The sequence below is a fragment of the Rhodobacter sp. P2_H5 genome (assembly GCF_056403335.1).
Genome location: NZ_JBFUFS010000160.1, coordinates 1 through 502, shown reverse-complemented (window position 1 = coordinate 502; position 502 = coordinate 1). Strand labels below are relative to the sequence as shown.

Genomic DNA, 502 nt, shown 5'->3' with positions numbered 1-502 from the left:
GATTTACCCGCTGCTTGACCCGCGTGTGAAATTGCTGGGCGCTGCTCCCGGCACCGCCCCGGCCGCTGGCGGCCTGACCCAATCCCCTGCCGCACCGGTGAACGCATGACATTCTCCACCTTTCGGGACCGGTCCGGCCCCATCACCCTCGCCGGCCTGCCGCCGACCGTTGCCATTGCCTTCCTCCTTCTCGCGGTGGTGCTGGCCTGGTCGGTGGCGCCCAGCCTCTTCACCAGCCTTGACCCCGCCCTCGGCATCCCGGCGGAAAAGCTGCAAAGCCCCAGTGCCGCGCATTGGTTCGGCACCGATCATCTGGGGCGCGATCTGTTCACGCGGGTGGTCTATGGCACCTCTTCCTCGGTCGCCAGCGCGCTGATCGCGGTGGGGATCGGTCTGGTGGCGGGCGGGTTGATCGGCCTTCTGGCGGGTTTCCTCGGCGGCTGGGTCGATGTGGTGCTGGCGCGTCTGGTCGATGTGCTGCTGGCGGTGCCGAGTTTCCTTC

1 protein-coding gene is annotated in these 502 nt (G+C 68.1%); it reads left to right on the top strand.

Annotated elements, in window-relative coordinates:
* Positions 1-105 precede the first annotated feature (105 nt).
* Positions 106-502 (top strand): ABC transporter permease (locus AC1DVR_RS24090; protein ID WP_478003139.1); only part of this gene is annotated, 397 nt, incomplete at its 3' end.